This is a genomic window from Pseudomonas sp. GM50 (assembly GCF_000282375.1).
Lineage (GTDB): Bacteria > Pseudomonadota > Gammaproteobacteria > Pseudomonadales > Pseudomonadaceae > Aquipseudomonas.
Genome location: NZ_AKJK01000012.1, coordinates 1 through 25,030, shown reverse-complemented (window position 1 = coordinate 25,030; position 25,030 = coordinate 1). Strand labels below are relative to the sequence as shown.

25 protein-coding genes are annotated in these 25,030 nt (G+C 60.4%); 13 read left to right on the top strand and 12 right to left on the bottom strand.

The genetic code is table 11. The annotated features are described in order from the left end of the window. Nucleotides 1-21: 21 nt before the first annotated feature. Entirely contained in the window at nucleotides 22-1,635 is a 1,614-nt protein-coding gene (locus PMI30_RS26525) for an NAD(P)/FAD-dependent oxidoreductase (protein WP_008005824.1), read from the top strand. 125 nt (nucleotides 1,636-1,760) lie between these two features. On the opposite strand, the gene PMI30_RS26530 is transcribed toward PMI30_RS26525, so the two are convergent. Continuing rightward, on the bottom strand, nucleotides 1,761-2,858 hold the full coding sequence (locus tag PMI30_RS26530) for a PLP-dependent cysteine synthase family protein (RefSeq protein ID WP_177318828.1): 1,098 nt from the start codon (nucleotides 2,856-2,858) through the stop codon (nucleotides 1,761-1,763). 247 nt (nucleotides 2,859-3,105) lie between these two features. On the opposite strand from PMI30_RS26530, the gene nhaA reads away from it, so the two are divergent. The 4 genes from nhaA to PMI30_RS26550 all read left to right on the top strand — a co-directional run bounded on the left by nhaA (nucleotide 3,106) and on the right by PMI30_RS26550 (nucleotide 6,193). After that, nucleotides 3,106-4,293 (top strand): Na+/H+ antiporter NhaA, encoded by a 1,188-nt coding sequence (gene nhaA / locus PMI30_RS26535; RefSeq protein WP_008005821.1) that lies wholly within the window; start codon nucleotides 3,106-3,108, stop codon nucleotides 4,291-4,293. 121 nt (nucleotides 4,294-4,414) lie between these two features. Continuing rightward, nucleotides 4,415-5,632, top strand: a complete 1,218-nt coding sequence (locus tag PMI30_RS26540) for an S-type pyocin domain-containing protein (RefSeq protein ID WP_008005820.1) — start codon at nucleotides 4,415-4,417, stop codon at nucleotides 5,630-5,632. Nucleotides 5,633-5,639: 7 nt separating this feature from the next. Further along, nucleotides 5,640-5,894, top strand: a complete 255-nt coding sequence (locus tag PMI30_RS26545) for a colicin E3-like toxin immunity protein (protein WP_008005819.1) — start codon at nucleotides 5,640-5,642, stop codon at nucleotides 5,892-5,894. A 26-nt stretch (nucleotides 5,895-5,920) separates the two neighbouring features. Beyond that, the gene (locus PMI30_RS26550; protein WP_008005818.1) at nucleotides 5,921-6,193 is read left to right on the top strand and encodes a pyocin S6 family toxin immunity protein; all 273 of its coding nucleotides are present in this window, start codon (nucleotides 5,921-5,923) and stop codon (nucleotides 6,191-6,193) included. Between the two features lie 58 nt (nucleotides 6,194-6,251). Here the strand turns inward: PMI30_RS26550 and PMI30_RS26555 are convergent, their stop codons facing one another. Further along, entirely contained in the window at nucleotides 6,252-6,716 is a 465-nt protein-coding gene (locus tag PMI30_RS26555; RefSeq protein ID WP_008005817.1) for a glycine zipper 2TM domain-containing protein, read from the bottom strand. A 166-nt stretch (nucleotides 6,717-6,882) separates the two neighbouring features. Here PMI30_RS26555 and PMI30_RS26560 point away from each other — a divergent pair, with 166 nt between their 5' ends. Beyond that, nucleotides 6,883-7,119, top strand: coding sequence for a hypothetical protein (locus PMI30_RS26560; protein WP_008005816.1), 237 nt, complete (start codon nucleotides 6,883-6,885; stop codon nucleotides 7,117-7,119). A gap of 5 nt (nucleotides 7,120-7,124) precedes the next feature. Here PMI30_RS26560 and pdxH read toward each other — a convergent pair whose 3' ends face one another. The 5 genes from pdxH to dinG form a co-directional block, all read right to left on the bottom strand. Beyond that, complete coding sequence (pdxH, locus tag PMI30_RS26565; protein ID WP_008005815.1) at nucleotides 7,125-7,772, bottom strand: pyridoxamine 5'-phosphate oxidase; 648 nt, start codon at nucleotides 7,770-7,772, stop codon at nucleotides 7,125-7,127. Between the two features lie 24 nt (nucleotides 7,773-7,796). Further along, on the bottom strand, nucleotides 7,797-8,894 hold the full coding sequence (locus PMI30_RS26570) for an OmpA family protein (protein ID WP_008005806.1): 1,098 nt from the start codon (nucleotides 8,892-8,894) through the stop codon (nucleotides 7,797-7,799). 112 nt (nucleotides 8,895-9,006) lie between these two features. After that, the gene (locus PMI30_RS26575; RefSeq protein WP_008005804.1) at nucleotides 9,007-10,152 is read right to left on the bottom strand and encodes an EstA family serine hydrolase; all 1,146 of its coding nucleotides are present in this window, start codon (nucleotides 10,150-10,152) and stop codon (nucleotides 9,007-9,009) included. A 265-nt stretch (nucleotides 10,153-10,417) separates the two neighbouring features. Beyond that, nucleotides 10,418-12,940, bottom strand: a complete 2,523-nt coding sequence (locus PMI30_RS26580) for a beta-galactosidase (RefSeq protein WP_008005802.1) — start codon at nucleotides 12,938-12,940, stop codon at nucleotides 10,418-10,420. 96 nt (nucleotides 12,941-13,036) lie between these two features. Continuing rightward, nucleotides 13,037-15,181 (bottom strand): ATP-dependent DNA helicase DinG, encoded by a 2,145-nt coding sequence (gene dinG / locus PMI30_RS26585; protein ID WP_008005800.1) that lies wholly within the window; start codon nucleotides 15,179-15,181, stop codon nucleotides 13,037-13,039. A 99-nt stretch (nucleotides 15,182-15,280) separates the two neighbouring features. Here dinG and PMI30_RS26590 point away from each other — a divergent pair, with 99 nt between their 5' ends. After that, nucleotides 15,281-15,745 (top strand): CopD family protein, encoded by a 465-nt coding sequence (locus PMI30_RS26590; protein WP_008005798.1) that lies wholly within the window; start codon nucleotides 15,281-15,283, stop codon nucleotides 15,743-15,745. A gap of 123 nt (nucleotides 15,746-15,868) precedes the next feature. Here PMI30_RS26590 and PMI30_RS26595 read toward each other — a convergent pair whose 3' ends face one another. The 4 genes from PMI30_RS26595 to PMI30_RS26610 form a co-directional block, all read right to left on the bottom strand. Continuing rightward, nucleotides 15,869-16,627 (bottom strand): collagen-like triple helix repeat-containing protein, encoded by a 759-nt coding sequence (locus PMI30_RS26595; RefSeq protein WP_008005796.1) that lies wholly within the window; start codon nucleotides 16,625-16,627, stop codon nucleotides 15,869-15,871. Continuing rightward, entirely contained in the window at nucleotides 16,620-16,898 is a 279-nt protein-coding gene (locus tag PMI30_RS26600) for a DUF1145 domain-containing protein (protein WP_008005795.1), read from the bottom strand. Before PMI30_RS26600 ends, PMI30_RS26595 begins: the two co-directional genes overlap by 8 nt. A gap of 163 nt (nucleotides 16,899-17,061) precedes the next feature. Then, nucleotides 17,062-17,775, bottom strand: a complete 714-nt coding sequence (locus PMI30_RS26605) for an OmpA family protein (RefSeq protein WP_008005793.1) — start codon at nucleotides 17,773-17,775, stop codon at nucleotides 17,062-17,064. A gap of 90 nt (nucleotides 17,776-17,865) precedes the next feature. Beyond that, the gene (locus tag PMI30_RS26610; protein WP_008005791.1) at nucleotides 17,866-18,561 is read right to left on the bottom strand and encodes an OmpA family protein; all 696 of its coding nucleotides are present in this window, start codon (nucleotides 18,559-18,561) and stop codon (nucleotides 17,866-17,868) included. A gap of 201 nt (nucleotides 18,562-18,762) precedes the next feature. Here PMI30_RS26610 and PMI30_RS26615 point away from each other — a divergent pair, with 201 nt between their 5' ends. From PMI30_RS26615 to PMI30_RS26630, 4 genes are all read left to right on the top strand, one after another. Continuing rightward, the gene (locus tag PMI30_RS26615) at nucleotides 18,763-19,260 is read left to right on the top strand and encodes a DUF6231 family protein (protein WP_008005788.1); all 498 of its coding nucleotides are present in this window, start codon (nucleotides 18,763-18,765) and stop codon (nucleotides 19,258-19,260) included. A 4-nt stretch (nucleotides 19,261-19,264) separates the two neighbouring features. Continuing rightward, nucleotides 19,265-19,741, top strand: a complete 477-nt coding sequence (locus tag PMI30_RS26620; protein WP_008005787.1) for a YchJ family protein — start codon at nucleotides 19,265-19,267, stop codon at nucleotides 19,739-19,741. A 113-nt stretch (nucleotides 19,742-19,854) separates the two neighbouring features. Further along, complete coding sequence (locus PMI30_RS26625) at nucleotides 19,855-20,340, top strand: LEA type 2 family protein (protein WP_008005786.1); 486 nt, start codon at nucleotides 19,855-19,857, stop codon at nucleotides 20,338-20,340. Between the two features lie 5 nt (nucleotides 20,341-20,345). Continuing rightward, entirely contained in the window at nucleotides 20,346-20,555 is a 210-nt protein-coding gene (locus tag PMI30_RS26630; protein ID WP_007906737.1) for an SEC-C metal-binding domain-containing protein, read from the top strand. 200 nt (nucleotides 20,556-20,755) lie between these two features. Here PMI30_RS26630 and PMI30_RS26635 read toward each other — a convergent pair whose 3' ends face one another. Then, a complete protein-coding gene (locus PMI30_RS26635; protein WP_008005785.1) occupies nucleotides 20,756-21,313 on the bottom strand; it encodes a cysteine hydrolase family protein in 558 nt (185 codons plus the stop codon). Between the two features lie 146 nt (nucleotides 21,314-21,459). Here PMI30_RS26635 and PMI30_RS26640 point away from each other — a divergent pair, with 146 nt between their 5' ends. Both PMI30_RS26640 and PMI30_RS26645 read left to right on the top strand, forming a co-directional pair. Beyond that, nucleotides 21,460-22,104, top strand: a complete 645-nt coding sequence (locus PMI30_RS26640) for a glutathione binding-like protein (protein WP_008005784.1) — start codon at nucleotides 21,460-21,462, stop codon at nucleotides 22,102-22,104. 297 nt (nucleotides 22,105-22,401) lie between these two features. Next, entirely contained in the window at nucleotides 22,402-24,852 is a 2,451-nt protein-coding gene (locus PMI30_RS26645) for a penicillin acylase family protein (protein ID WP_008005782.1), read from the top strand. Nucleotides 24,853-25,030: the final 178 nt, after the last annotated feature.

Genomic DNA, 25,030 nt, shown 5'->3' with positions numbered 1-25,030 from the left:
CCCCGCGAACCGGATCCCGTCATGTTACGAATCACCGAACTCAAGTTGCCGATCGACCATCCCGAAGAAGACCTGCGCCCTGCCATCGTGCAGCGTCTGGGCATCGCCAATGATGACCTGCTCGATTTCACCTTGTTCAAGCGCAGCTACGATGCGCGCAAAAAGTCCTCCGAACTGTGCTTCATCTACACCATTGACCTCAACGTTCGCGATGAGGCGGCGGTGCTGCACACATTCGCCGATGACCGTAACGTCAACGTGGCGCCGGATGTCAGCTACAAAGTGGTTGGCCAGGCGCCGGCCGACCTGAGCCAGCGCCCGATCGTGGTCGGGTTCGGCCCCTGCGGGATCTTCGCCGGGCTGCTGCTGGCGCAAATGGGCTTCAAGCCGATCATCCTCGAACGTGGCACCGAAGTGCGTCAGCGGACCAAGGACACCTGGGGCCTGTGGCGCAAAAGCGTGCTCAACCCCGAATCCAACGTGCAGTTCGGTGAAGGCGGCGCGGGTACGTTCTCCGACGGCAAGCTTTACAGCCAGATCAAGGACCCGAAATTCATCGGTCGCAAAGTCTTGCACGAGTTCGTCAAGGCCGGCGCTCCGGAAGAAATCCTCTACGTCAGCAAACCGCACATCGGTACGTTCCGTCTGACCGGTGTAGTGGAAAACATGCGTGAACAGATTCGCGCCATGGGCGGCGAAGTGCGCTTCCAGCAGCGCGTCACCGATGTTTTGATCGAAGATGGCCAACTGGTCGGCGTCGAGCTCAATGGCGGCGAGCAGATCCATTCCAAACACGTGATCCTGGCCCTCGGCCACAGCGCCCGGGACACCTTCCGCATGCTCCACGGTCGTGGCGTGTATATGGAAGCCAAGCCGTTTTCGGTGGGTTTCCGCATCGAACACCCGCAATCGCTGATCGACCGCGCACGCCTGGGCAAATACGCCGGGCACCCGAAACTCGGCGCTGCCGACTACAAACTGGTGCACCACGCCAGCAACGGTCGTTCGGTCTACAGCTTCTGCATGTGCCCGGGCGGCACCGTGGTGGCGGCGACCTCCGAGCCGAACCGCGTGGTCACCAACGGCATGAGCCAGTACTCGCGTAACGAGCGCAACGCCAACTCCGGGATCGTCGTCGGGATCACCCCGGAAGTCGATTATCCAGGTGGCCCGCTGGCCGGCATCGAGTTGCAGGAACGCCTGGAATCCCACGCCTTTGTGTTGGGCGGCAGCAATTACGAAGCGCCGGCGCAATTGGTCGGTGACTTCATTGCAGGCAAGCCGTCCACTGAGTTGGGCAGCGTCGAGCCGTCCTACAAGCCGGGCGTTGCCTTGGGTGATTTGGCCCTGGCTTTGCCGGCGTTCGCCATCGAAGCCATTCGCGAAGCCTTGCCGGCGTTCGAGAAGCAGATTCGTGGCTACTCGCTGCACGACGCCGTGTTGACCGGGATCGAGACGCGCACCTCATCGCCACTGCGCATTACCCGTAACGAGTCGATGCAAAGCCTGAACGTGAAGGGCTTGTTCCCGGCCGGTGAAGGCGCGGGTTATGCGGGCGGGATTCTGTCGGCGGGTGTCGACGGGATTCGGATTGCCGAAGCGGTGGCCCGAGACATCCTTGGCCTCGAGGCCTAAGGAACGATCACACGCCCCTGTAGGAGCGAGGCTTGCCCGCGAAGAAGTTGACGCGGTCTTTCTGAAAGACCGCATTATCGTTCTTCGCGGGCAAGCCTCGCTCCTACAGGGGGCGGTGTTTGGTGTCAGATGTTGGCGCGCAACACGCTGGCCGGCAACGGCTCGCCACGCTCGACACTCGCCGCCACGGCATCCATCAAACCACTCAACTCATACCCCTGGGCCTTGAGCCAAGCCTGATCGTAATAGGTGGTGGCATAGCGCTCGCCGCCATCGCACAAAATAGCCACGATCGACCCCGACTCCCCCGCCGCTTTCATCTGTAGCGCCGCCATCAGCGCGCCAATCAGGTTGGTGCCGCTTGATCCGCCTACATGCCGACCCAAACGCTGCGCCAGATAATGCATGGCCGCCAGCGACAAGGCGTCCGGCACCTTGACCATCGCATCGATCACCTTGGGCAGGAACGACGCTTCCACCCGTGGCCGACCGATCCCCTCGATTCGCGAACCGCAATCCAGGCGCAGGCTGGCGTCGCCAGTCTGGTAATAATCGAAGAACACCGAACGCTCGGCATCGGCGCACAACACGCGGGTGCAGTGCTGGCGATAGCGCACATAACGGCCGAGCGTCGCGGTGGTGCCGCCGGTGCCTGGGCTGGAAATCAGCCAGCTCGGTTCGGGGTGCTGCTCGAAGCGCATCTGCTGGAAGATCGACTCGGCGATGTTGTTGTTCGCCCGCCAGTCGGTGGCGCGCTCGGCGTAGGTGAACTGGTCGATGAAGTGCCCGTCGTGTTCGCGAGCCAGGCGTTCGGACTCGGCGTAGATCTGCGTCGGATCGTCCACCAGATGGCTCTTGCCACCGTAGAAAGCGATCTGCGCGATCTTTTCCTTGGACGTGCTTGCGGGCATCACTGCAATGAACGGCAACCCCAGCATCCGGGCGAAGTACGCCTCGGAAATCGCCGTCGAACCGCTGGAGGCTTCGATCACCGGCGCACCCGGTTTGAGCCAGCCGTTACACAGGGCGTAGAGAAACAACGAGCGCGCCAGCCGATGTTTCAGGCTACCGGTGGGATGGCTCGACTCATCCTTGAAATACAACTCGATGCCCGGCAACCCCGGCAGCGGCAAGGGGATCAGGTGGGTATCGGCGCTGCGCTGGAAGTCAGCTTCGATGATGCGGATGGCTTCGCGGGCCCACTGTCGGTTGTCGCTCATGATGGTTTTCTCGTTGAATCAGGCAAAGAGTCGGCCTTGTCGCAAGGCTCAGCCCACAAGCTTAGGAAAGAACCTACATCATGCACAGATACAGCTGAGGTCCAATACGTCCGGCAACTGCTAGGCTCAGACCTTTGCTGACCGCCCACGTTGTAACGGCATATAACAAAAAAGAATATAACTTTTGTTTTAACAACTAACGGTACGGGTTAGGGTGTGCCACCTTTTGAATTCATCATGGAGAGCGACCTTGCCTCTGCGTAGCACGTTCACGCGTTTCTTTCAGTTGGAAGCTGCCAGCGGTCTGTTATTGATCGCCGCGGCCGCTCTCGCCCTGATCATCAACAATTCATCGCTGTCGTGGCTCTATAGCGGGCTGCTGGACACCCCGGTGGTGGCTCAGATCGGCGCACTGAAAATCGCCAAGCCGCTGCTGTTGTGGATCAACGACGGCTTGATGGCCCTGTTCTTCCTGCTGATTGGCCTGGAAGTGAAACGCGAAGTCCTCGACGGTCAACTGTCGAAACCCTCGCAGATCGTCCTGCCCGGCGCGGCGGCGATTGGCGGCATGGTGGTGCCGGCGCTGATCTACTGGTTCCTCAACCGCGACAATCCGCCCGCCCTGAGTGGCTGGGCCATTCCGACCGCCACCGACATCGCCTTCGCCCTCGGCGTACTGGCCCTGTTGGGCAAACGCGTGCCGGTGTCGCTGAAACTGTTCCTCATGACCCTGGCGATCATCGACGACCTGGGCGCGATCATCATCATTGCGATCTTCTATTCCGGCGCACTGTCGACCTTGTCCCTGGCATTGGCCGCAGCCTGCATCGCGGCCTTGATCGGGATGAACCGACTCGGCGTGGTCAAGCTCGGGCCGTACATGATCATCGGGCTGATCCTCTGGGTCTGCGTACTCAAGAGCGGCGTGCACGCCACACTGGCCGGCGTGACCCTGGCCTTCTGCATTCCACTGCGCACGAAAAACGCCGAACCTTCGCCGCTGCTGACTCTGGAACATGCCCTGCATCCGTGGGTGGCCTACGGCATCCTGCCGCTGTTTGCCTTCGCCAACGCCGGCCTGTCACTGAGCGGCGTGACCACCGAAAGCTTCACCCACGACGTGCCGATGGGCATCGCCGTTGGCCTGCTGCTGGGCAAGACCGTCGGCGTGTTCGGCCTGACCTGGCTGGCGGTAAAAATCGGCATCGCCGCCCTGCCCCAAGGCGCCAACTGGGGTCAGGTATTGGGCGTGGCAATCCTCTGCGGCATCGGTTTCACCATGAGCCTGTTTGTCGGCTCCCTGGCCTTCGTGCCCGGCACCAGTGAATACGCCGGGATGGATCGCATGGGGATTCTGACCGGCTCGATTCTGGCGGCATTGATCGGTTATGCGGTGACGGCGGCAGCGAGTCGCAAGAACACCGCACTGCCTTCCTGAGCGATAGAGAACACTCTTAGCGATATTCAGGATTCGTCCTACAGCCACGATTAGCCACGTTCGTTAACGTCGTGCAGCCCCTCTTTCAGGGGTTGCCGATGGACGAGCGAAAGGACAATCAGTGGCTGGCAACAAGGACATCCCCCGGGTACCAAACCCGCCGTCAGGCGACGGGCATCACGTCACCCACCGCTTCATGACGGCCACTGAACTGGCCGAGCGCGATGCCAGGCAAAATGCCTACGACGCCATGCTCGCCCGGCAGCAGGCCTTCGAAGACAGCCTTCAAGTCGCTGCGAAAAAGGACAATGTTGTCCGCGCGGGCTGCGTATTCGCCAAGTCCTGCAAACTGCCCGATGCAATCATCGACTACACGAATCCCTCTGGCGTTGTTCCGACTGACAGTCTGAAAGACTACGGCGAACTGATCCTGCTCGGTGCTCGCAAGGCCGATGAAAGCGGCGGCATCCCGCTCAAGAAAATCAGTGGCACTGCGATTCCGGCGGGTTTCGGCAGCTTCGCGCTAGCCGGCTCAGCGTTCGCCGCTCTGCCCGCCGTCGCCGCCAGCACCGCTGCGGCTACCTTGGCAGGCCTGGTGGCCCTGGTCATACCATCCAGCCTTGGCGACAGCTCGCTCTACACCGAGGACCAACTGCGCGCCCTCAAACAGGCCCGCTCCCGCGTGCGCCTCAGAGTCGAGCAACAGGCTGACGGCAGTCTCAAGGGATACGGTTTCTACACCGGTAAAAACCGTGACTGGGAGATGGTCGATGTCGTGCAATTCGCCTTGCGCGGCAGTCAGCAGGTGGCTGATCTTGGAGACGGCGTTGAGCTGATCTGGACACCGGCCGAGGACGGTTCAAACATCCTCGGCATCCCCGCGCTGGAAGCCGCACCGCAAGCGCCGCACATCTGGGTTTACCCGCCGACGAAGGCGGCTGACAGCATCATCGTGAATCCGGTGTACCCGCCTGAGTACAAGGATTTCATTCTGGTGTTTCCGGCGGATTCGGGGGTGTTGCCGGTTTATATTGTGGTGAGTGTCCGCCGCAAAGGTACGGCCGAAGCCGGTCATACCTACCATCCGTCTCCCGAAACCGAAGACATCACCGCATTTCCTGGCCTAACACGGGTAAAAAAGAAAACCCCGTACAAAGGAGGTCTTCGGGATCGCTGGATGGATGCAAAGGGTAGAACAATCTACGAGTGGGACTTTCTGCACGGTGAGCTTGAAGCGTATCGCTCAAGTGATGGCAGCCACCTAGGTTCATTTGACCATAAAACGGGTGAGCAGCTAGATCCACCCAAGAAGAAACGCAGCATTAAAAAATACTTATGAGGACTTTATGGGACTGAAAATAAGACTTGAGTGGTATGACAAGAAAACTGAAATAGGCCAAGGAGAAGAGTTATCGAAAGATTTTGGCGATGATGGCTCCGTTATTGAAGCACTGGGAATGCCCATTGAAAACAATATAAATAACGGTGGATTTGACGTTGCTTCCAACTGGGTTGGCACTCTTCAGCCCCACTTCCATCATGTCATTAATTTATCCTCTTACGACTACCAGGTAGCGTTCATCTATCGTGACAATTGGTAGGTTTCACACGATTAAGGACAATCGAAATGGCTAGCATGCGACGCTTGAACATAACCGGTTTCTACCCAGACGAGAAGCAAGATGACTCCCTGCAATTTGAACTGGATATCGAAGGTTTGGAACTCAACGAAGCCGTCGCGCAACTGATCGAGTCAAAGCCATTGGCAGATCTGGAACCCGGTGAGTTGGAGCTAAGCGAGAATCAGGTTCTCGCATTAAAGCAATTGCTCGATGTCGACTTTCCCGAAGGACTGGAATATTTCATCGGCACCCGTGCGGTAGCGCGAACAATCCCTTAAAAAACACAAAACCCCGACCAGCTGACCTGATCGGGGTTTCTTTTACCCTTCGCTCCGCTTAGTGCGTAACGCGGCTGGTGCCATCAACCGTGGCAATCCGCACTCGCTCGCCCACGCGGAACACTTCGTTTGGCTGAACTTCCTGCACGTAGGCGCGCATGCTGCCATCGTCTTCGCGCACGGTGATTTCAACACCTTGCGTACGGGTCAGGCCTTCTTCGGCAGCCGAGCCCATCAGGCCGCCGGCAACAGCGCCGATGACCGCTGCGACGATGCTGCCGCGACCGCCACCGATGGCGCTACCGCCGACACCACCCACGACTGCACCCGCGGCGCTACCGATCGGGGTTTTGGTGCCTTCGATTTTCACTGGACGCAGCGCTTCGATGGTACCCATGCGAATCGTCTGCACACGACGCGCTTCGTCACGGGAGTAGGAGTCACCGGTCAGGCTCGATTGGCAGCCAGTGAGCAACATCGCCATCGTGGAAAAGGAAGCAACCAGCAGAACAGACTTACGCATAGCATCAAACTCCATAGGACAGGTATCCATTAAACTCCGCTGCTTGACGCCTGTCACGGCGTCGCCCGGATAAAATTGGTTTCATTCAGGCCAAGTACAGGCACTTCGAACTCAGCACACAGTAGCGCCAAATTACAAAATCCGCGCCACTGACCCAAGGATTTTCATGGATTACTTCATCATTGTTGTCACGACCGTCGCCGGCTTGTACTTCCATTGGTGGCTGTACGTGCGGATCAAACGCTGGATGGACCGCGATCTGGCGTTGTCACTGGCGGGTAAAGACGAACAGAAAAGAGCCTTCATGCTCCAGCAACTGGCGAACGCTCAAACGCAGAAGATCAAGCGACGAGACCTGCCTCAGTGGCTTGAGGCCGCTGCGGCAGGGTATCCCGATCGGTAGACTGTTTACGGCGCCAGGCGTTCACGAACCCAGTCGGTGCCTTGCAAGCGGTAGTTGAGGCGATCGTGCAGACGGCTCGGACGGCCCTGCCAGAATTCGATGCGCTCGGGTAGCAAGCGATAGCCGCCCCAGTGCTCGGGGCAGTGAGGCTGGGTGTCGCTGAAACGTTGCTCGGTGTTCTTGAGCAACGCTTCCAGTTCACCGCGATCGGCGATCACCCGGCTCTGGGGCGAGGCCCAGGCTCCGAGACGACTGCCCAGAGGGCGAACCTGATAGTAGGCGTCGGATTCTTCAGGCGTGACCTTCACCACTCGCCCTTCGATGCGCACCTGGCGCTCCAGGGCTGGCCAGAAGAACGTCATGGCCGCAAATGGATTGGCTGCCAGTTGCTGACCCTTGTCGCTTTCATAGTTGGTGAAGAAGGTGAAGCCCTGCTCGTCCAGGCCCTTGAGCAGCAGGATGCGGCAATGCGGCCGACCGTCCTGATCGACGGTGGCCAGCGTCATGGCATTCGCCTCCACCGGTACTTGCTCGGTTTTCACCGCATCGGCAAACCACTGATGGAATAGCGCGAACGGCTCGGCCGGGGCTTGCGCCTCGGTCAGGCCATCTCGGGTGTAGTCGCGACGCATATCTGCCAAGGGCCGGGTCATGGCGCATTCCTTTTGGTTAACGAATCACTTCTTTGTGTCATCGGCGACAGCGACTTTCTTGGTGTCGACAGCGGCTTTGGCGGGCGCAGTCTTTTTCACCACGGCTTTTTTGGCTGGAGCCTTGGCAGCCGCTTTCTTGGCCGGAGCCTTTTTCGTCGCTGGCACAGCCGCTTTCTTCGCAGCAGGCGCCGGGGTCACAGGCTTGGCCACTGGCTTGATGTCTTGCGCAGCGACCATGGTTTTCACTGGTGCAGGAGCCGGCATGTTGTACTTGCTCAGCAACGCGACCATGGTGTTTGCCGGCGTCACCAACAGCTCGACGCGACGGTTCAAGGCACGACCTTCAGAACTGTCATTGGCGGCGCGCGGAGCCTCACCACCCATGCCACGCAGCATCAGGCGATCACGCTGCAGACCGCTGAGACGGAAGATCGCCGCCACTGCTTGGGCGCGCTCCTGGCTCAGTTTCACGTTGGCCGGAGCGGCGCCCGACGTATCACTGTGACCGAGTACCAGCACGGCAGTCTTCGGATCGACTTCGAGGATTTTCGCGACACGGGTGAACGGGCCGAGTGTCACCGGCAGCAGCATGGCCGGACGGTCAGGGTTGAACGAGCCGTCTACCGGTGCAGTGACGACCAGCACGTTTTCACGGCGCTCGAGTTTCAGATTGCTGTCCTTGATCGCCTCACGCAGGCGCGGTTCGTAGTCGTCGAGCCAGGCTTGGGTGACTTTCGGGTCGGGCATCGGCACGGCCTTGGCGGTGCTTTGCTCCTTGCCGCCGAACGGCCACCACCAATTGCCACCGGCATCGGCTTCAGCCTTGGCTACAACGGCCGGCTTGGCTTCAGGTTTAACGTCTGGTTTCACGTCCGGTTTGGCCACTTTGTCGGCAGCGTCATCGGAACCAAACGGCCAGTACCAAGGGGATGCACTTTCAGCCTTGGCGACGGGTGCTGTTGCAGCAGGTTTCAGCGGGGCCGGGGCCGGCTCTTTGGTCGCAACCTTGTCGGAAGAGCCGAACGGCCACCAGCTGCCGCCGTCTGCGTCATTTTGTGGGGTTTGTGCGCAACCGGTAATAGCGAAGCACAGGGCCAGGGCGAGAGTTTTATTGGATGACATTGGATATCCACAAAATGAAGTAATGAAGAATCAGACCGGGTTAACCCGGATAAACAGCGCTTTGAAACCACAAAGGCTTTCGGGTTCCGGCCCTGGCCCCCTTGAGCGTGATTTACAGACAAGTGGCCAGTACTCGCACAAGCTGTTGGGCTCGTGGATCCATCAAGACGTACGGCCCCAGGGTATTTGTCACAAAGCCGAAGGCCACATCGTGTTCTGGGTCAGCAAAACCGATGGAACCGCCGGCGCCGGGGTGACCGAACGCCCGTGGGCCGAGGCCGTAGGTGGCGTTGGGTACGTCCGGTTGATCGAGCATGCAACCCAGGCCGAAGCGGGTCCGGGTCAATAAAGTCTTGTCTTCGCCGACACTGTGTTCGCGGGTCAGCTCGTCGAGCATTTCGCTTTCCAACAGGCTGCCGTCGAGCAAACCGGCGTAGAACCCGGCCAGGCTACGGGCATTGCCATGGCCATTGGCGGCCGGCTGCTGCATGCGCCGCCATTCCGGTTTGTTGGTGCTGGTCATTATAGACGGCGGGTTGGTGAAAGCCCGGGTGCTCATGGCCGTCGGCTCGCGCATGGTCACTTGCAGCAAGCGCTGGGCCGCGGCATCACCGAGATTGCCCTTGCTGCGGGCAATGTGTGCCACGCGATGGAACTCTTTGTCGGCGAGGCCGACGTGGAAGTCCAGCCCCAAAGGCTTCGCGACCCGCGCCACGATGGATTCACCCGGCCCACGACCGTCGGCGCGACGCAGTAATTCACCGACCAGCCAGCCATAGGTGATCGCCGCATAACCGTGACCTTCACCCGGTGTCCACCATGGTGCTTCGGCGGCCAGGGCATCGACCATGGTCTGCCAGTCGTAAAGTGCTTCAGGAGCCAACAGCTCGCGTAGCGCAGGCAGGCCGGCCTGATGGCAGAGCAATTGGCGCAGGGTCACGGATTCTTTGCCGGCGGCAGCGAACTCGGGCCAGTAGCGGGCGACTGGGGCATCCAGTTGCAGCTTGCCTTCGGCCACCAGTTGCAGCGCGGTCACGGCGGTGAAGGTCTTGGTGCAGGAAAACAGGTTGGCAATGGTGTCGCTGTGCCAGGCTTCGGTGCCGTCCTTGTCAGCGGTACCACCCCAGAGGTCGAGGACAGTTTCACCGCCAATCCGGATGCACAACGCCGCGCCACGCTCCTGAGGATCGTCGAACAGCGCCGCAAAAGCTTCGCGCACCGCTTCGAACTTAAGCTCGTAATGACCCTGAATCTGCACCCACAACTCTCCCGGATAAACGCTCTATAAAGTGGCCCGCATTGTTCCAGCCCTTGAGGGTTTTGGGAACAGGGTCGGGCCGGGCGGTCGCCCGCCGTGAGAATGCCTCAGATATCGATGGTGCGATCCCTGTGGCGAGGGGGCTCGCCCCCGTTCGACTGCGAAGCGGTCGCAAAGCCTGAATTTGCGGTGTATCTGTAAAAACATGGGGGCCGCTTCGCGCCCCAACGGGGGCAAGCCCCCTCGCCACGGGGGATCTCAGTGCTTAATGACCATTGCCCGAATGCCCACCCGCATGGCCGGCGCCCTTCTCCGCACCTTTTCCGGCAGCGCCTTGCTTGCCGCCCTCGCCTTCATGGTTCCCGGTGGCTTTTTCCGCCTCGGTCCTGGCCTTCTCGGCCTCTTTGCCGAGTTGATCGACAGTCTGCACATTGCTTTTGCGCACCGTGTCGACAAAGCCCTGGAACGGCAGGTCAGTAATACCCACCAGCCCGAAGTGACCGTTCTCGCCATCCAGCAGGCGACCGGTCACGGGTTGATCGAGGTACTGGAACCAATGCACCCCGACAATCGACGGTTCGCTCATCGCTTGTTTGAGGAAGTTGGCGTAGGCCGGGCCGCGGTCTTCTTCTTTCGCCAGTTGTGTCACGCCACCCCAGAACGGGCCGCGATCCGCCGAGCCGAAGTTGAATTCGGTGATCAGTACCGGCTTGTCCAGGCTGCGCAGTCTGGCGAAGTCGTAACCGTCCTGGGGTTGCAAGGTGTACATATTGAAGCTCAACACGTCGCAGTATTGCGCGCAGGACTCGACGGCTTCCGGGGTGCTGACGGCAAAACGGCCACCCAGCAACAACTGGTTCGGCGCATGCCACTTGAGCGAGTCGGAGACGGTTTTGAAGTACGTGTCGGCGAACACTTTCTGGAAGTATTTGAAGTCGGCTTCGATTTCCGGGTACTCGGCGCTCGGCTGCGGCGGCACGAAGCCCGGGTCTTCCATCAATTCCCAGGCTGGCAGATCAATGCCCCATGCCTTGGAAAGGCCCGCCTGGTTGCGGTACTTGTCGCGCAGCTGTTTGAGGAAGGCACGTTTGGCCGGCACATCGGTGGTCATTTTCAAAGTGCCGTAGGCCAGCGCGTAACGGGCCTTCGGGTCATCGCCGGGACCGGCCCAGGCCAGTTCATTGTCGGCGAAGTAGCCGATCAGCCACGGATCGTCGCGATGGTCGCGGGCGGCGATGGCCACGGCGCGTTCGGTGGCCATGGCGAATCGCGGATCGAACGGGTCAGGCATGCCGCCCCACCAATCGGTGCCGGTGCTGATGCTGGCGTAATCGCCGACGATCGACAGTGGCAAGGTGTACGGCACTCGGTCTGCGTTGCCAAACACCGGTGCGCTCCAATTGCCAATGGTATTGAAACCCCAGGCTTGCAGGCGATCGAGGGTATGACTGGCCCAGCGATTTTCGTCGAAAACCACTTTGCAGGGTTCGGCGGCTGTTTGCTCGGCGGCTTTTTCGACTGACGCCTCAACGGCGCCAGTCTTGGCCGCTTCGGCAACACCAGCCACGGACTCGGTCGCAGCAGGAGCGGCTGATTGCTCGGCAGCCTTATCGGTCATCGCCTCGACCGCATCGGCCTTCGCCGCTTCGGCGACACCGGCCTTGGTGTCGCTGCCCGGTGCACAAGGTTTGCCATACAGACGCTGCAGGTTGGCGCCATAGAAATCGTACCAGCGCCCGGCGTTATAGGCTCGGCCCTGATCGGCGCCATTGCCGCCACGGTTGTCGCCTTCGCCATAATAGCTGGCAAGGGGCTCGTCGGGTTTGGGCAGGGATTCGAACATCCACTCGCGACCGGCGACGTAGGTCTGGTTTGCGCTCGGGGTCACGCTGTTGACGCCGAGGGAATAGAACGGATGCCCTTCGGGGGTCACCAGGTACCAACGGCCATCACGTTTTTCGGTGCGGAAAAAGCCGCTGGCCTTGAATGCCGGGCCTTTGGTCCAGCCGCCGAACTTGTCCAGGGACTGTTTCTCGCGCTCGGCCAGCCAGGTTTTCAGTTGTTGCTGTTCTTTGGCCACAGCGGACTTCAGTTGCTCGTCGCTGCTGACCTTCTCTGGCCACTTGGCCCGGGTCGATTGGCCATAGACGTCCACCAGACCGCCATAAGCAGCCTTGGTGACAGCCTCGCCGTCCTGCACGCCGAAGCGTTCGAGCAGGATGCTTTGGGCGACTTTCGGCTGATCCATCGACAAGGTCACTGACACCACTTGGCTGCGGTCCAGCTCACCGGCGCTGCTGGCCAGCAATACACGCTGGCCTTCGAAGCTGATCGGCATCGGCGGGCCGGCTTTCATGCCCTGGCTCAACGGTGTACTCGGCTGCAGTGGTACCAGCAGGGTTTGTGCAGGGCCGGCCGGCAGATCAACACGGCTGACCAGGGTCTTGCCGTCGTTGCTCTGGATTTTCACGTACAGGGTCACGGCCCAGTTCATCGCGCTCTGGATCCGCAGGCTCATGACACCCGACTGCGACCAGTCCCAGGCACCGGTCTGCGGCGTCAGGCGCAAGGTCGGCTGGACGGCCGGGTTGAAGGTCACGCGGCGCAGCACTTCTCCTTCGGCCGTTTGCTCCGCATTGGATTGCGGCAGGCTGGCGTCCTGGGTCGCCACCTGAACCACATCGGCGGGACGCACAAAGTTGAACAGCGTCTGCTGGCCGGCAGGGGCCGCCAGCAAAGGGGCTGCGAACATCAGAGCGAAAACAGCAGGCAACGAACGGCGAATCATAGGAACGAGGTTCTCCCTAACGACCTTCAATGGGCCAGTGGAAAAGCGATGGCAGAGAGATAGACAACGCGGTGGGCAAATTTGCCCACCGGTGTATCAGGAAATTTCACGACGGAAGGGTGGCAACGCATTGAGGATTGCCTTGCCGTAACGCTGGGTGACCAGGCGTCGATCGAGCAAGGTGATGGTGCCGCGGTCTTCTTCGGTGCGCAGCAAGCGACCGCAGGCCTGGACCAGCTTCAGCGAGGCGTCCGGCACGGAGATTTCCATGAACGGATTGCCACCCCGTGCCTCGATCCATTCCGCCAGCGCCGCTTCGACCGGATCGTCGGGCACCGAGAATGGGATCTTCGCGATCACCACGTGCTCGCAATAGGCACCGGGCAAGTCGACCCCTTCGGCAAAACTCGCCAGGCCGAACAACACGCTGGAATCCCCGCCATCGACCCGCGCCTTGTGTTTGTTCAGGGTTTCCTGCTTCGACAGGTTGCCTTGAATGAACACTTGCTTGCGCCAGTCGCGATCCAGGCCGTCGAACACGTCCTGCATCTGCTTGCGTGAGGAGAACAGCACCAGGGTGCCACGTGAACCTTCTACCAGTTGCGGCAGGTCGCGGATGATTGCAGCTGTGTGGGCCGGAGCGTCACGCGGGTCGGCTTTGAGGTCCGGCACCCGCAGCACGCCGGCGTCGGCATGGTGAAACGGGCTCGGGACCACTGCGGTCACGGCTGTTTTAGGCAGGCCGGCACGCATGCGGAAGCGGTCGAAAGTGCCGAGAGCGGTCAGGGTCGCCGATGTCACCAGCGCCCCGTAAGCCACGTTCCACAGGTTGCGCCGGAGCATGTCCGCCGCGAGGATCGGGCTGGCATTGACCTCAATGTCGAACAGCGAACCGCTTTCGGCCAGGGTCAGCCAACGGGCCATGGGCGGGTTGTCTTCCGGGTCTTCGACGGTGAAGGCGGTCCACAACTCCCAGTTGCCCGAAGATCGGGACAACAGGCTGCCGAACAGCGGATACCACTCTTCGGCCTGGTTGCTGGCGATGCCGATATTGACCTCGCCGTCCATGCCTTCCTTGAGCAGTTCGGTGAGCCGGGTGAACAGGTCGGTCAGGCGGGCAAAGCCCTTCTTCAGCTCGATGCCCATTTCGCGCATGTGTTCGGGAATCACCCCGCCGACGAAACGGTGACGCGGCCGCTCGCGGCCTTCGACGTCTTCGCCGGGTTTGAAGTCGGCGGCCTGTTCGCAGGCGCTGAACATGAATTGTTGCTGGGTCTTGATCTCCCGGGCCAGTTCCGGCACCTGCTCGATCAACTTGCCCAGATCGCCCGGCAGCGGGTGCTGGGCCAGCAGTTTGGTGAGGTTCTTGGCGGTGGTTTCCAGCCAGTCGGCGGTGGAACGCAGACGCGTGTAGTGAGCGAAGTGACCGATGGCCTTGTCCGGCAGGTGATGGCCTTCGTCGAACACGTAGATGGTGTCACGCGGGTCCGGCAGAACCGCACCGCCGCCCAGGGCCAGATCGGCCAGGACCATGTCGTGGTTGGTGACAATCACGTCGACCTTGCCCATGCCTTCGCGGGCCTTGTAGAAGGCGCACTGGCCGAAGTTCGGGCAATGACGATTGGTGCACTGACTGTGATCGGTGGTCAGGCGCGCCCAATCGGCGTCTTCCAGCGCCGTCGACCAACTGTCGCGATCGCCGTCCCACTTATTGCCGGCGAGCTTCTCGATCATGCTGGTGAACAGCTTCTGGCTGGCCTCATCGACTTCGATCTTGAAGCCTTCTTCTTCGAACAGCTGCGCGGTGGCAGTCTGCGCATGACCTTCCTGGAGCAACATATCCAGCTTGGACAGGCACATGTAGCGCCCCCGGCCCTTGGCCAGGGCGAAGCTGAAATTCAGCCCGCTGTTGCGCATCAGGTCGGGCAAATCCTTGTAGACGATCTGCTCTTGCAGGGCCACGGTGGCCGTGGCGATCACCAGACGCTTGCCGGCGGCCTTGGCGGTTGGGATGGCCGCCAGGCTGTAGGCCACGGTTTTGCCGGTACCGGTGCCGGCTTCCACCGCGACAATCGCGGGGTCGCCACTGCGCCGGCCTTCGTCGTCGGTGTCGATGGCACCGAGGACCTTGGCAATTTCGGCGATCATCAGGCGTTGGCCGTAGCGCGGCTTGAGGCTCTTGGCTTCGAGAAAACGCGAGTAGGCGCCCTGGATCGTGGTTTTGAGTTCAGTGCTGATCATGGATTGTCGGGCGCAAAAAACGCTGGATAAATTTTCAGTGGTTCGGATCGGCCGCTATCATACCCCGCTAATTAATCCCGCGCAGAACGGAGTACCTCAATGACACCTTTTGGCATCGTTTATACCCTGCATGTCCTCGCCGCCCTGGTGTGGGTCGGCGGCATGTTTTTCGCCTGGATGGTCTTGCGCCCCGCGGCGATGAAGGCGCTGGAAGGCCCTGCCCGGTTGAAGCTGTGGGTGGAAGTGTTTCAAGGTTTTTTCCGCTGGGTCTGGATCGCGGTAGTGCTTTTGCCGATCAGTGGCGTGGGCATGATTCATCTGCAGTTCTCGGGGTTTGAAGCGGCGCCGCGGTATGTGCAGGTGATGATGGGATTGTATGTGGTGATGACCGCGCTGTTTATCCGGATACAGGCGTTGCTGCTGCCGGAACTGCGCACGGCGGTGGCGGCTCAGGACTGGCCGACGGGCGCGGCGGTGCTGGGCAGGATTCGCCGGTTGGTGGGGATTAATTTGGTGGTCGGGTTGGTGCTGGTGGCGATTGCTGCGGCTCGGCCGATGTTCTAAGAGCTTCGCGGGCAAGACTCGCTCCTACAGGATTCATGTCGTTCGCGAACCAACGCAAAATCTGTAGGAGCGAGGCTTGCCCGCGAAAGCTATCTGTCAGACAACAAACATTTCAGAAACCACTTACAACCGCTGAATGCTCACCGAACCCGCCACTCCCGCAGGCCCTGGCTGGCCATCAACACCGGGACGACCGCTCTTGCCGCCATCGGCTTTATAGACGACGCAGCCCTTGGCCTTGCCGCCCGCCCCAGGTTTACCCCCCGGACCTGCCGCGCCACCAACCCCGCCCGCAACCTCGACCTTGATCTGCTGCGCAGGGTAATCACGCGGCACTTCCAACCGAACCAGCGCCCCTGGTGCGCCCGGCTGGCCGTCGCTGCCATTACTGCCATCGGCGCCGCGACCGGCCTGGCCCCAGGTACAACCCGGTGCTTGACCATTGGCCCCGTCAAGGCCGACAAAACCTGGAGCACCCGCGCCACCGCGAGCGTCTACCGACAATTGCGGCGCGTTCAACGCTTTGATCTGCAAATCCAGATTACGCCCGGAGCGAGCGGCCTTGAGGTAAGTCCCCGGCGCGCCACGTGCAGTGATCTGGCTGCCTTCGGCCAATTCGGCACGGCTGACCTTCAACGCCAGAGCTTGTTCGCTCGGCACAATGGCGATCCGCGCGTCGCGCCCCAGGTGCAGCTCGCCGACCGTCACTTCGGTCACGTTCGAGGGAATCAGCAAAGTGCCGTAATCGGCGACTTCCAGCCGTTCCAGTTGCAAGGTACTGGTCGTGTTGGGCAAGCGCATCAGCGAGTTGGTTTCGACGCTCACCACCTGCGCGCAGGCCAATGGGCTGATAAGTGCAGCGAGCAGACAGAGTTTACGCATGGGAGGCCTTCGAAGCGGCCGGGGCCGGAATGGTTTGCAGGTGGAAAACGCCGAAAAAGACGATCTTCAGGCGATCACGCCAAGGGTGGGCTCGACCTTTGAGGCTGCGGTTGCAGAACACCAGCTCCAGAAGATGGAGCCCTGCCAACACGCTGCCCGCCAGATTGACCAACAGGTGCAGTGGATGAACAAACGGTATGAGCAGATTGACCAGCACCACCAGCCAGAACAGCAGGGTCAACAACTTCCCCAGCCCCCAAAACACCTTCATACGCTCCTCCGTTGAGAATTATTCTTTGCACGCACAGTAACGGCTTCCACGCGGGATAAGCCAGAGGGCAACAGAAAATTCTTCCAGAAGGTCGCGGATTGGCCGCCGGATCAACCCGAATCGTTGTCCGACGGCTCTATCACGCGGTTATTAGTCACAGAGCTTAGCGATTGATGTGCAATTCCACGCGACGGTTTTGCGCCCGTCCTTCTTCCGTGTCGTTATCGGCCACCGGCTGGCTTTCGCCCCGGCCTTCGCTGGTGAGTTTGTTCGGCGCGACTCCCTGGCTCAACAGATAGGCAGCGACGCTGCTGGCACGACGCTCCGACAGTTTCTGGTTATAGGCGTCCGAACCCTGGCTGTCGGTATGACCGATGACTTTAATGCTCGCCACGTCGGTGTTCTGCAATTTGGCCATCAACGAGTCCAGCTCACTGCGCGCTTCGGGCATCAGCTCGGATCGGTTGTAAGCGAACAGCACGTTGCCGTTCAGGGTGATGACTTCGGAGACCGGTGCTTCAACAGGCTTCACGCTGGCCGGGTATTGCGGCAGCGGGCAACCGTGATGTTCGACAGGTGTATTGGCGGGTGTATCGGGGCAACGATCACGTCGATCGAAGACACCATCGTCGTCTTCATCGCCATCCTGGGCGTAGCAGATCAGGCCACCGGTCAAGATCCCGAGCGCCGCTCCACCGGCTGCCCAGCCACCACTTTCGATCGCGCCCAAACCGCCGCCGACCAGTCCGCCAATGACGCTGCAGATCGGCCAGGTACGTTGATTGAGGGGGGCGGTGCCATCGCTGTGAGTCGCACAACCGGTCAGAAGACTGCCAAGCAGCAGAACCGGCAAGACGGTCCTTGTGAGAACGCTCATTGTGAATGCTCCTGTGTCACCGGCCCATACCGGTCACACAGGAGTAAAGACCCGCATCCGCGACTGTACAAGCCGCGGGATGCGAGAGGTCTAGCGGTTGATTTTGATTTCCGTGCGACGGTTCAACGCCCGGCCGTCAGCGGTTTTGTTATCGGCCACCGGCTGGCTTTCACCGGCACCGGTCACAGACACGAAACTGCTGCGTGGCACGCCTTGGGAAATCAGGTATTCCACCACCGAATGGGCGCGTCTATCCGACAGTTTCTGGTTGTAGGCATCGCTGCCGACGCTGTCGGTATGACCGGTCACGGTCAGTTGGGCGCTGGAGGACTCCTGTTTCAGGCGCGTGGCAATGGTGTTGAGTACGTCTTTATCGGCAGGAGTGAGCTTGGCCGAGTCGAACTGGAAGTGCACATCACGGATAACGATGACTTCTTCCTTGACCACCGCTTTCTCCTCGACCACCGGCGCAGGCGCTGGTGGAGGGCAGCCGTCGGCATCGACCCGCACGCCTTTAGGTGTACCCGGGCACTTGTCGCGGCTGTCCAGCACACCATCGCCGTCTTCATCGCCATCGCCGTGCACCCAGCACCAGGCTGCTGCCGTGCCGCCGACCAGCAGCGCGCCATACCCCGCCCATGCCGAGCTTTCGGTCGCGCCGAGCCCTGCACCGATGACACCACCGACACCCGCACAGGTCGGCCAGTCGGTTTTCTGCAAACCTGCGCAACCAGTCAACACACTGGTTAGCAGAACCAAGGGTAATGCTGTCCGAATTATGCTCATCTAGTTCTTCTCCTGAGGGATCGGCTTAAAACCGATTCTAGGGAGTAAAGACCCGTCTTTTAATCTCCGCCAGCAATAGGCCATTGCTGTTTTGCCCCGTGTTCGCGGAAGATCGGCGCTTTTTGGCTAAACCCGCGAGACGGGACACTAGGCCCGGACGTTGGGGCAGGCTAGTCTTGGCGTTCTGATTGAGGATCTTCGATGATTGCAGGTATTTCTTCGCGCACGCCCCAGCAGGCGTTGGCCGCTTTGCTTGATCGTTACGCCCCGGCGCGTCTGTTGCTGATTGGTGCCAGCGAATTCCCCGCGCTTGAGGCATTCAAGCTCGCGCACCCGGACAGCATCGTCGCCTTTGCTGCGCCCGGGCCACTGCCCGCCGAACAGGCAGCACAGCGGTTTGATCTGGCGCTGGTGGTCGATTGCCTTGAACACTTGCCCAAGCGCGACGGCCTGAATCTGCTCGGCGGGATACGCAACCTCAATGCCAGTCGCATTGCGGTGCTGGCCGACTTGCCGGCATGCGGTTGGCAGGAAACGGACTTTTTCTCCCTGGCGCTGCAAGCCAGCGAACGCTTCCAGCGCGATGATCAAGTGCTGACCCTGTTTACCTATGATCTGCTTGACTATAAACAGGTGCCCGACTGGCTGAATTCACGCTTCTGGGCCAATCCGGAAAACTTCGGGAAATATTGGTGGTAACGCAATGAGTACATCCATTTGCCCTTGCGGTAGCGGCACACTGCTCGATGCCTGCTGTGGCCATTACCACGCCGGCCACCCCGCCCCCAGCGCCGAAGTCTTGATGCGTTCGCGCTACAGCGCCTATGTACTGGGGTTGATCGACTATCTGGTGGCGACCACCCTGCCCGCGCAACAGACCGGCCTGGATCGCCAGTCGATCAGCGACTGGAGCGCCCAAAGCACCTGGCTGGGCCTGGAGGTGGAAAGCGCCGAGGTTTTCGGCGGACAGCCGGAACACGCCTTCGTCACCTTCACCGCTCGCTGGCACGACAGCAGCGGCGAACACAGCCACCGCGAACGTTCGTCATTCGTACAAAACGCCGGCCACTGGTATTTCATCGACCCCACCGTGTCACTCAAGGCCGGACGTAACGATGCGTGCCCGTGCGCCAGCGGGCAGAAGTTCAAGAAGTGCTGCGCGAGTTACTTTGGCGCTTGAGGTGACCAACAGCAAAAGATCGCAGCCTTCGGCAGCTCCTACGCGCCTGTGGGCGCCGCCGAAGGCTGCGATCTTTTTAAGGCTAGACTGGGTCTCAAGGGAGATACCTCACCATGACCCGTCAACGGCGCGCATTACAGCTGTTCACCCTGCTCCTGTTTCTGGGGCTCGGCGGCTGTGCGTCGTGGTTCGACGACGACTTGCCGGAGCCGCAGGTGCATCTGGTCAAGGTCGAGGTGGTGCGGGCCAAACTACTGGAGCAGAAATTCCTGCTGCATTTTCGCGTCGACAATCCCAATGACCAAGACCTGACGGTGCGTGCCCTGGAATATCGCATTCACTTGGGGGACATACTGCTGACCGAAGGCGAGCACGAACACTGGTTCACGGTCGGCCCCAAACGCAGCGCCTATTTTAAAGTGCCGATCCGCACCAACCTGTGGCCCAAAGTCCGGGACCTGGTCAAGCTGCTGAAAAAACCCGACCAACCCATTCCCTATCGTCTGGAAGGTGAACTGGAAACCGGTTTATTCATCGCGCACTACGTGCACCTGGCGCGTAATGGCGTGATAATCGCCGCCGATTTAATTCCGGAGTGACCCCGATGACCCAGCAACCTCATGTCCATGGCCCTGACTGCAACCACGATCATGACCATCACGACCACCATGATCACGACCATGGCCATGTCCACGGCCCGAACTGCGGCCATGCCCACCAGGAACCGGTGCGCAACGCCCTGAAAGACGTCGGCCGCAACGACCCTTGCCCATGCGGCAACGGCAAGAAATTCAAGAAGTGCCACGGCGCTTGATGCTTCGGGCGGATATCTTTTTCGCCTGTTGAATCGCTATCGCGAGCAAGCCCGCTCCCACAGGGATCTTTTGTGAACCACAAAATTGTGAACACCGCCGATCAACTGTGGGAGCGAGCCTGCTCGCGATGATGGCAGCACATTCGCTATCAATTTGGCCGTTAGACCGCTATCGCGAGCAGGCTCGCTCCCACAGGTTTTCAGCCAGCCGTTAATATTTCTGCGGTACTGATCACCGTCGCATACTCGCCATGCAAATTACCCAGCGACATCGCGTGCACTTCCTCGGCTGAATGAGCATTGCCAAAGTAATCCGCCTTATCGAAGGTAAAGCACGCATCCTCAGCAACCCACGCTTCAAACCCCAGATTCCCGGCCGTTCGCGCCGTGGATTCCACCGAGTTGTGGGTCGCCACGCCAACGATGATCAACTGATCGATCCCCGCCTCGCGCAATCGTGCTTCCAGCCCCGTCGAACAAAAGGCATCCGGAACCTGCTTCTGAATCAGCCACTCACCCATCGATGGTTGAAAACGCTCCTGAAACTCCACCCCCGATTGCTGCGGCCAGAACACTGAATCCTCTGAGCGGGACAGGTGCTGCACATGAATCACCGGCCGTCCGGTTCGACGCCAATGCCCCAGCAATTCCAGGATGCGCTCTTCGGCCTGAGGGTTGTTTCGACGACCTAACCTGGGATGCAGGATGCCTTTTTGTTGATCGATGATGATCAGCGCCGCGTTTGTCTTGAGCTCCATGCCGACTTTTCTCCTGCTGGGGCATTGAATTTCCCGCACTTCAGCATCACCTCTTGCTACTGGCAAGCCATCCAACGCAAACAGGACGACCTGATGCCGGCGGTCGCTGTCCGTACCTGACGATGTCTCTTGATTTGGAGTACTTCATGATCGACTTGTATTACTGGACCACCCCCAACGGCCACAAGATTTCGATATTCCTGGAAGAAGCCGGCCTGCACTACAACGTTTACCCGATCAACATCAGCCAGAACGACCAGTTCAAACCCGAATTCCTGAAGATCTCGCCGAATAATAAAATTCCGGCCATCGTCGATCATGAGCCGGTCGATGGCGGTGAGCCGTTGGCATTGTTCGAGTCGGGGGCGATTCTGCTGTACCTCGCGGAGAAAACCGGCAAGTTCCTGCCCAAGGATCTGCATGGGCGCCAGCAAGCGTTGCAATGGCTGTTCTGGCAGATGGGTGGCCTGGGGCCGATGGCCGGGCAGAATCATCATTTCAGCCAATTCGCACCGGAGAAAATCCCCTACGCGATCAAGCGCTACATCGACGAAACCGCCCGCCTCTATGGCGTGCTCGACAAGCAATTGGCCAACAATGACTTTGTCGCCGGCAGCGAATACAGCATTGCCGACATGGCGATCTACCCGTGGATCGTTTCTCACAAATGGCAGAGCCAGAACCTGGAAGACTTCCCCAACGTGCTGCGCTGGTTCAACCATATCCAGAACCGCCCGGCGACGGTGAAGGCGTATGCGCTGGTGGCCAAGGTCAATCCGCCGAAATCCTGAGGCCAACACACCCCCTCAGGCATCCACAAACCCTGTGGCGAGGGGGCTTGCTCCCGTTCGGCTGCGCAGCAGTCGTGAAACCATCACCGCAGTTCTCTTGGGGAACATCGTCCTCGGTATTGGGACCGCTTCGCGGTCCAACGGGGGCAAGCCCCCTCGCCACAGGTAATGCATCGCCGACAAGTTTGTGGTTTATCAGACAAATATTGAAATAACCCGATACCCCGCTTGCGCGGCCACCTCCTGCTCACTAACGTAGCGCCTTTATTGCGTCACTACCCCCGCAGGAGCTTTGCCATGGCCTCGCCAGCCCTCACACATTTTCTTCCCCGGTTCGGCGTTGCCGCAGCAGTGGCCAGTGTTTTAAGCCTGACCGGTTGTCAGACCTGGAACGCTCAAGACACCCTCCCGCCGGCCTCCGGCGTGCAACCGCTCAAGGGCCTGGCGCAGAACGTTTCGATTCGGCGCAATGCCATGGGCATGCCGCTGATCGAGAGCAACAGCTTTCACGACGCGCTATTCACCCTCGGCTACGTGCACGCCAGCGACCGCATCAGCCAAATGGTCACTCTGCGCCTGCTGGCCCAGGGCCGTCTGGCTGAGATGTCCGGCGCGGACCTGCTCGACGCCGACCGCTACATGCGTGCGGTCAACCTGAAGAAAAGCGCGGGTGAGCTGTACAAGGCTTCTTCGCCGCGCCTCAAGCGTTTCTTCGAAGTCTATGCCCGTGGGGTCAACGCCTACCTGTTCCGCTACCGCGACAAACTGCCGGCGGACCTGGCCGCCACTGGCTACAAGCCTGAGTACTGGAAACCGGAAGATTCGGCGCTGATTTTCTGCCTGCTGAATTTCAGTCAATCGGCGAACCTGCCGGAAGAAATTTCCTCATTGATGCTGGCCCAGACGGTCAGTACCGACAAGCTGGCGTGGCTTGCGCCGTCCGCCCCTGACGAAAAACTGCCGGTCGCTGAAGCCGAAAAACTCCAGGGCATCAAACTCAACGGGCAAATCCCGGGGCTGAGCGAAATCAGCAAAGCCACCGGTCAACTGTCCGACCTGAACCTGCTGGGCGCCACGTCTTCGAACAACTGGGCGATTGCCCCGCAACGCAGCCGCAGCGGCAAAAGCCTGTTGGCCAGCGACAGCCACGGGCCGCTGGGCGTACCGTCGCTGTTCAGTTACGTGCAGATTCGCGCGCCTAAATACCAGGCCTCCGGCGTGACCATTGCCGGGTTACCGATGGTGCTCGGTGGTTTCAACGGCAAAGTGGCGTGGAGCATGACCACCGTCATGGGCGACAACCAGGACCTGTTCCTGGAAAAAATCAAACGCCAAGGCAACGGCCTCACGTATGAGGTCGGCGGCAAATGGCAACCGGCGATCGTGCGCAACGAAACCTACTTCGTCAAAGGCCAGAAGCCGATTCGCGAAGCGGTGTACGAAACCCGCCACGGATCGCTGCTCAACAGCGCCCAAGGCACCGCGTTGGCGAATGGTTTCGGCCTGGCCTTGCAGACGCCGAACTTCACCGACGACAAAACCCTGGACGCCTTTTTCGACCTGTCCCGAGCGCAGAGCGTCGAGAAAGCCTCGGACGCCAGCCGTGAAATCCGCGCCATCGCCCTGAATCTGGTGTTTGCCGATGCCAGCAACATCGGCTGGCAAGTCACCGGTCGCTACCCGAACCGTCGCGAAGGCGAAGGCTTGCTGCCGTCGCCGGGCTGGGAAGGTCGTTACGACTGGGACGGTTACGCCGACCCAATGCTCCATCCGTATGACCAGGACCCGGCTCAAGGCTGGCTCGGCACCGCCAACCAGCGGGTCATTCCCCATGGCTACGGCATGCAGCTGTCCAATTCCTGGTCGGCGCCGGAGCGCGGTGAGCGCATGGCCGAACTGGCAGGCGTGGGCAAACACGACACGCGTAGCCTGATCGCCATGCAATACGACCAGACCACCACCTTCGCTGCCAAGCTGAAGAAGATGTTTGAAGCACCGGGCATGTCCCAGCCACTCAAGCAAGCCATCGAAGCGCTGCCGGTTGCCGATCGCGGCAAGGCTCGCGAGGCTTATACGCGCTTGATGGCCTTCGACGGCAAACTCAGCCCGACCTCCGCCGACGCGGCGATCTACGAGCTGTTCCTGCAGGAAAGCACTAAACAGATTTTCCTCGACGAACTGGGCCCGGAAAGCAGCCCGGCGTGGAAAGCCTTTATCGCCAACGGCAAGTTGTCCTACGCGGCGCAGGCCGATCACTTGCTGGGCCGTGAGGACAGTCCGTTCTGGGATGACTCGCGCACTGCGCAGAAAGAGGACAAACCGGCGATCCTCGCCCGTAGCCTGGCGGCCGCGATCAGCGCGGGTGACAGCCAGTTGGGTGGCGATCACAAAGCCTGGCAGTGGGGCAAACTGCATCGCTACGAGTGGAAGAACGCCAGCGGCCAGACCGTGCGCGGTCCGCTGGCAGCCGGCGGCGACCACACCACGCTCAACACCGCCGCATTCACCTGGGGTCAGGACTTCAACACCACGCTGGCGCCGGCCATGCGCTTTATCGTCGATTTCGGCCAGGCCGAACCGCTGATGGGCCAGAACGGTACCGGCCAGTCCGGCAACCCGGCCAGCCCGCACTATCTCGACAGCGTCGAGCCATGGCTCAAGGGGCAATACATCAGCCTGCCGATGCAGCCGCAGAACTTTGACAAAGTCTACGGCAAGACGCGGTTGACGCTGACGCCTGGCAAGTAACCTCGAGTGGGACCGGGCCTGCTCGCGAAAGCATGCTGCCGGTCCCATTGATGTTGAAAATCCATTGTGGCGAGGGAGCTTGCTCCCGCTCGGCTGCGAAGCAGTCGCAAAACCGACGTCGGTGTTCTATCTGGATTCCCTCGATGGCAGATTCGGGGCCGCTGCGCGCCCCAGCGGG

Excerpts from the sequence above, each read along its gene's own strand:
- PMI30_RS26555 (WP_008005817.1), bottom strand. The coding sequence starts at position 6,716 with ATGCGTAAGTCTGTTCTGCTGGTTGCTTCCTTTTCCACGATGGCGATG.
- PMI30_RS26605 (WP_008005793.1), bottom strand. The coding sequence starts at position 17,775 with ATGAGCGTTCTCACAAGGACCGTCTTGCCGGTTCTGCTGCTTGGCAGT.
- PMI30_RS26625 (WP_008005786.1), top strand. The coding sequence starts at position 19,855 with ATGACCCGTCAACGGCGCGCATTACAGCTGTTCACCCTGCTCCTGTTT.
- PMI30_RS26550 (WP_008005818.1), top strand. The coding sequence starts at position 5,921 with ATGGCTAGCATGCGACGCTTGAACATAACCGGTTTCTACCCAGACGAG.
- PMI30_RS26630 (WP_007906737.1), top strand. The coding sequence starts at position 20,346 with ATGACCCAGCAACCTCATGTCCATGGCCCTGACTGCAACCACGATCAT.
- PMI30_RS26620 (WP_008005787.1), top strand. The coding sequence starts at position 19,265 with ATGAGTACATCCATTTGCCCTTGCGGTAGCGGCACACTGCTCGATGCC.
- pdxH (WP_008005815.1), bottom strand. The coding sequence starts at position 7,772 with ATGACCCGGCCCTTGGCAGATATGCGTCGCGACTACACCCGAGATGGC.
- PMI30_RS26645 (WP_008005782.1), top strand. The coding sequence starts at position 22,402 with ATGGCCTCGCCAGCCCTCACACATTTTCTTCCCCGGTTCGGCGTTGCC.
- dinG (WP_008005800.1), bottom strand. The coding sequence starts at position 15,181 with ATGATCAGCACTGAACTCAAAACCACGATCCAGGGCGCCTACTCGCGT.
- PMI30_RS26560 (WP_008005816.1), top strand. The coding sequence starts at position 6,883 with ATGGATTACTTCATCATTGTTGTCACGACCGTCGCCGGCTTGTACTTC.
- PMI30_RS26590 (WP_008005798.1), top strand. The coding sequence starts at position 15,281 with ATGACACCTTTTGGCATCGTTTATACCCTGCATGTCCTCGCCGCCCTG.
- PMI30_RS26580 (WP_008005802.1), bottom strand. The coding sequence starts at position 12,940 with ATGATTCGCCGTTCGTTGCCTGCTGTTTTCGCTCTGATGTTCGCAGCC.
- PMI30_RS26545 (WP_008005819.1), top strand. The coding sequence starts at position 5,640 with ATGGGACTGAAAATAAGACTTGAGTGGTATGACAAGAAAACTGAAATA.
- PMI30_RS26595 (WP_008005796.1), bottom strand. The coding sequence starts at position 16,627 with ATGCGTAAACTCTGTCTGCTCGCTGCACTTATCAGCCCATTGGCCTGC.
- PMI30_RS26610 (WP_008005791.1), bottom strand. The coding sequence starts at position 18,561 with ATGAGCATAATTCGGACAGCATTACCCTTGGTTCTGCTAACCAGTGTG.
- PMI30_RS26525 (WP_008005824.1), top strand. The coding sequence starts at position 22 with ATGTTACGAATCACCGAACTCAAGTTGCCGATCGACCATCCCGAAGAA.
- PMI30_RS26635 (WP_008005785.1), bottom strand. The coding sequence starts at position 21,313 with ATGGAGCTCAAGACAAACGCGGCGCTGATCATCATCGATCAACAAAAA.
- PMI30_RS26640 (WP_008005784.1), top strand. The coding sequence starts at position 21,460 with ATGATCGACTTGTATTACTGGACCACCCCCAACGGCCACAAGATTTCG.
- PMI30_RS26615 (WP_008005788.1), top strand. The coding sequence starts at position 18,763 with ATGATTGCAGGTATTTCTTCGCGCACGCCCCAGCAGGCGTTGGCCGCT.
- PMI30_RS26600 (WP_008005795.1), bottom strand. The coding sequence starts at position 16,898 with ATGAAGGTGTTTTGGGGGCTGGGGAAGTTGTTGACCCTGCTGTTCTGG.
- PMI30_RS26570 (WP_008005806.1), bottom strand. The coding sequence starts at position 8,894 with ATGTCATCCAATAAAACTCTCGCCCTGGCCCTGTGCTTCGCTATTACC.